The 5,085-nt window shown below is 56.1% G+C and carries 3 protein-coding genes and 1 pseudogene; all 4 read left to right on the top strand.

Annotated elements, in window-relative coordinates; genetic code table 11:
- On the top strand, positions 1-963 hold a 963-nt coding region (locus tag VGE80_RS24850), incomplete at its 5' end, for a 3-keto-disaccharide hydrolase (protein ID WP_440594525.1).
- Positions 964-1,378: 415 nt separating this feature from the next.
- A complete protein-coding gene (locus tag VGE80_RS24845; RefSeq protein WP_373653757.1) occupies positions 1,379-3,733 on the top strand; it encodes an FG-GAP repeat domain-containing protein in 2,355 nt (784 codons plus the stop codon).
- Positions 3,734-3,959: 226 nt separating this feature from the next.
- Positions 3,960-4,349: an STAS domain-containing protein gene (locus tag VGE80_RS24840; protein WP_373653758.1), complete on the top strand. Its 390-nt coding sequence runs from the start codon at positions 3,960-3,962 to the stop codon at positions 4,347-4,349.
- Positions 4,350-4,700: 351 nt separating this feature from the next.
- Positions 4,701-5,085 (top strand): annotated as a pseudogene (locus tag VGE80_RS24835) (serine/threonine protein kinase); the annotation flags it as partial.

Genomic DNA, 5,085 nt, shown 5'->3' with positions numbered 1-5,085 from the left:
GATGAAAATGCCTCCCCTTTTCGCAGCGGAACTCTCGTTGAACCGTTGGGGTTCTTCGGATTCCCGTTGCAGCGATCGATTGAACAGGAAATTGATGAAATGCCAAGTCTACGCTGGTTGAGCATCGCGCTCCTCTCCCTGCTGGTCCTCCAGCCCTCTCTCACATCGGCCGCCGATGCCCGGGCGGAAGGGGTGGTAGTCCCCAAGGAGACGATTCAACTCTTCCCCTGCAAAGAGCTGACGAAGGACTGGTACACGTGGCTGACAGACGACCTTCATGAAGACCCGCGAGGCGTATTCACGCTTCAGCCCGACGGAACCCTTCGGATTTCCGGAGACGGCTACGGCGGCGTGATCACACGAAAAGAATATGCCGACTACCACCTGGTGCTCGAATACCGCTGGGGAACGAAGACTTGGCAGAATCGCGTCAAAGCGGCTCGTGACGGCGGCCTGCTGCTCCACTGCAAAGGACCTGACGGCAACTTTGGCGGCAGTGGGGACAAGCCCGGCCCGTGGATGACGTCCGTCGAATGCCAGATCATCGAAGGGGGCGTCGGCGATATCCTGGTCCTCCAGGGAAAAGACGAAAATGGAAAGCTCATCGAAGCCAGCGCATCGGCCACGGTCTCGTACGATCGCGATGGCGAACCGGTCTGGGATCCAAAGGGAGAGAAGAAGAAATTCACTTCCGGCCGCATCAACTGGTTTGGCCGTGATCCAGACTGGAAAGACGTCGTCGGATTCCGCGGAGCCAAAGACCCGGACAGCCCCGGACAGGAATGGACCACCCTCGAATGCTTTGTCAAAGGGGACAAACTGGTCTACCGCGTCAATGGTGTCATCGTGAACCGGGCCGAAGATGTCTACCCCACCAACGGCAAGCTGCTGCTCCAGACCGAAGGAGCCGAGATGTATGTTCGTCGCCTGGAACTGCGCCCGCTGCCGAAGCAGATTCCCTGAGCTAAACGACCTCAACTGAGAAGCAACTTCTCAAGAGAGATCCCGTTTGCTGCCCAACCTGGCGGTAGACGGGATTTTTTTGTGCAGTGCGTCACACCGGTTCTCGCAAGGTAACGCGGCCTGATTGAGGCCCCGCGCAGATGAACCAGAATTTCACCCGGGTGCAAGCATCCGCTCGAGTCAATCAGAGCGTCGTCGTCTCACACAAGTATAAGAAGAGTGCCCCGCCCCAGGTCTCCGATGAGGTCACGTTGCGATCCCTCCAGCAGTTCGGTCCGATCTCCTGGCCGATACGATTTGCCCCAAGAGAATTCTCACAGCCAGGATGCGCCTTTTCTCTATCGCCCCTCCCCCTTCCTGATTACTCTATCTTGACCCTTGCATTCTAGAAGCTGAAGACAGAAGGATGGAATTCATGCTGACATATCCCTCTCGCTGGGTTGCGCTGATCGCTCTGATCGGAGCACTGGCCGGAACGGCTTCTGCCCAGGAATCCGAACTCGCGAAGTACTACGGATTTCGGCCGCTGGAAGTTTTCAAACTGGCTGAGAGATCGGGAAATCTGCTGACTGGCGATCTCAATCATGACGGTCTGACAGACATGATTCTCGTTGACAACAGCCATAGTCGTCTCGACCTGTTGCTGCAGCGCGGCAAGCAACCTGCAACCAAAGAGACCCGGGCCGGTCGGGATGATGTCAATCTGATCGACAACGACTGGCGGTATGAACACAAGAAGCTTCCCGTTGATCACGATGTCGCGGCTTTGACTTTGGGTGATTTCAACGGGGATGGGCGAGTCGACATCGTCTATTTCGGATTGCCCGATCAACTCGTGATCCGCTATCAGCCTGTCACCGGTGATTGGACCGAGAAAAAGCAGCAGCGAATTCCCGACGTGGCTCCCACGCAGTGGTTCTTGACGGCGGGTGACCTGGATGCGAATGGCCTGGATGATCTGGTGATCCTGGGGAAGCATGAAACGATCCTTCTCTACCAGAATGAAAAAGGAACGCTCAGCGCACCCAAGCGGCTGATGAATACGTCCGACAAGCTGGGTCTGGCTCAAATCGCAGACCTGGACGGTGACGGACGCCTCGACTTGTGCTACCTCGCCGGAGATGGCTTAAACCGCGTCCTCGGCGCGCGACTGCAACAGTCGAACGGTCAGCTTGGACCGGAATATGTATTCGATCTCGAACGCCCCCGCGCCGTGTCACTTCGCGATGTCGACGGAAAGCCGGGACACGAGATCCTGACGATCGATTCCCGAACCGGGCGGCTGAAGCTGCTGAATGTCGAACAGAAAAAGCTGTCGGAAAATGAACTGCCCGAACGGTTGATTCAATTCGGTTTCGGCAAGCTTGGTTCCGGCAACAACCGTGACCTGGCGATCGGCGACTTCAACGGGGATGGGCTGAGCGACCTGGTGGTAACCGATCCTGATGCCTCGCGCGTGCTCCTGTTTACGCAGCACAAAGGACAGGGACTGGACATGGGCACCCCCTACTCCAGCTTGACCGGCACTGATCAGATCCGTGCGGCAGATCTGGATGGAGACGGCACCGCCGATCTGGTCGTTCATAGTAACACAGAAAAAACACTGGGCGTCAGCCAGTTTGCCGAAGATCGACTGACGTTTCCTCAGTCCATTCCCACCGAGGCGGATCCCTCCGTTATCGAACTCGTCGACCTGGATGGGGACGGCAAAGTGGAAGTCATCTTCATCGCCAAAACCAAGAAGGACCGAACCACCGAGTACTCACTTCAGGCGATGAAGCGTCTGGGGAAAGACGAATGGCAGGCCGTGAAATTTGGCGACAAGACCTCGTTCCCGCTCGACCTGAAGGGGACGCCCGAGCGACTGTTGCTGGCGGATGTTTTTGGAGACGAACGCCCCGAATTCCTCATCCTGCAAGGTTCCAAGCCGCCTCAGTTGTTCGGCTTCACCACTGAGGGAATTCCGATTGAACTCGTCACGACCGGCAATCTGGGTGCGGGAACCGTCGCAGCAGGGGCTGTCAGCCTTTGCTCGCTGGGCGGGAAAAAGGGCCTGCTGGTCACGCAGGAAAACTTCGCCCGGCATATGGTTCTCAGCCCGCAGAAGCGTTGGGAAGTGGCAGATCAGTTCAACGTGACGGAATCCAATGCCCGGATGGTGGCCGGAGCCATCGTTGACTTGAACGGGGAAGGTGAACCCGAAATCGCACTGGTCGATGGCGGACTGCGCAAGCTGAGAATCCTCAAGAAGGCCGAATCCGGATACGAGCCCTGGAAGGAAATTGATATCGGCGAGTTTCCTTTGAAGTCGTTGAAGGTCGCCGATTTGAATGGCGACAAGCATGACGATCTGGTCCTGTTCGGGACTGACAAATTCGCCGTGCTGTTCGCTGGGGGAACCTCCCCCGCGCTGAAAGAACTGGCCGCATTCGAAAGTCAGCTCGACAAGGTCTTCCCTACCGACGTGGTCGCGGGAGACCTGAATGGTGACGGACACATCGACCTGGCCATGACCGACACCCGCAGTCATTTCATCGAGATCATCCAGTATCGGCCCGAAACAGGTCTCCAGCACGCCCTCTATTTCCGGGTGTACGAACAGAAGTCATTTCGGGGCGATGACGACGCCAAGGACGCAGAACCCCGCGAAGCGATGATTGCCGATGTCACCGGGGATGGCCTTCCCGATCTGATCCTGCTGGCGCACGACAGGTTGCTCGTCTACCCTCAGGATGACGGCAGATCCCAGGTTACCACGCCCGCCAAATAACGCCTTGCGGCAGATCACAGCGTCGACTGCGGCGTCCCGTTTTGGATTGTACGGCCCAGCAAAGCTACGATCGCTACAACAAGAATAATATTCACCATCTAAACCGCATTTTCACACGTCCGGATTGACGTATCGTCGCTTGTGGCGTGGAAAATACAGGAGCGTTATATTCGATCTTTCGCCCGGTCAGTTCATGACGACTTCCTTCACAACGAGGAGCTTTCCAATGAGCGACAGTATTCATGATGAAGATGAAGCCACGGCTGGCGACTCTGTAGTGAAAACACGTGAACTAAAAGACCCAAATATCCTCAAGGTCTACCAGACCGGTGAGTTGACGGTCGTGGGCTTCGGGGGACAAGACGTTCCCGACGAAGTCTGTATCGCCGCCTATCGCGAACAGCTCTTTAAGCTGGTGGAAGAGTCCCAGTGTAAGGTGCTGGCATTTGATCTGACTGGAGTCACGCTCGTCCCCAGCGGAATGCTGGGGGTGTTGATGTCGCTGCGGAACAGAGTCGGTCGGGTCGAACTGTACAACCCATCGGACGACGTCCGCGAGGTCCTGCGTATGACGCGGCTGGAAACGTTGTTTGATATCAAACAGGTTGATCTGTAGTGCGTCCAGATCGGCACCGTTCCACCAATCCGACTTCGCGTTCTTGAGAGCTCATCAAGACTCAAAAACCGTCAACATCATCGAAGCTGAGTACGGGAGCACGGATCGACCAGCTCGGTCAGGATATCACGGGGGGCATCGACCGGCTTGATTACCTCTGCTGAAAACTCAGATTGGCAATCTGATTCCCTTCTTCTGTAACAACTCATTGATCTGCACAATCCGGCAGGGAAGAAGTTAATCAAAAAAATCCGATGCTTCTTTCCAAGCCTTGTCCAACGAAGTCAATCAGAGGAGCCATAAGAACAGCACCGTGTCGGACATCCGGGAAGATTGTGGATAGAATCAGTAATGCACTTTTCGAGCCTTCAGAACTTTCAGAACTACCTGCTGAAAACCAAACTGGTTGACCCGACGCAACTGCAACAGTGTATGGTTCGCTTGCAGTCGCGCGGACAAAGCATTGACGGCCTGATCCGGGAACTGGAAGCCGCCCATGCGCTGACACCTTACCAGGTCGCAAAGCTGCTGAAGCGCGACCTCGAAGGACTCTTACTGGGCAAGTTCAAACTGCTCTATCGCAACGCCTCAGGCAGCTTCGCGCGGGTATTTCGCGGATGCAATGTCGAAGACGGACAAATGGTGGGAATCAAGGTCCTCCGGTCCCGCTGGGCCGAAGACCCCAAGAAGGTGACGTTGTTCAAACGGGAAGGGGAACTGGGCAAGCGACTGAAGC

Origin of the sequence: Schlesneria sp., assembly GCF_036405755.1 — a bacterium.
GTDB lineage: Bacteria > Planctomycetota > Planctomycetia > Planctomycetales > Planctomycetaceae > Schlesneria > Schlesneria sphaerica.
This window is presented reverse-complemented; position numbering and strand designations above follow the sequence as displayed.

Bases quoted from the DNA above. Each gene is read 5' to 3' on its own strand.
- VGE80_RS24845 (WP_373653757.1), top strand. From the start codon at position 1,379: ATGCTGACATATCCCTCTCGCTGGGTTGCGCTGATCGCTCTGATCGGA.
- VGE80_RS24840 (WP_373653758.1), top strand. From the start codon at position 3,960: ATGAGCGACAGTATTCATGATGAAGATGAAGCCACGGCTGGCGACTCT.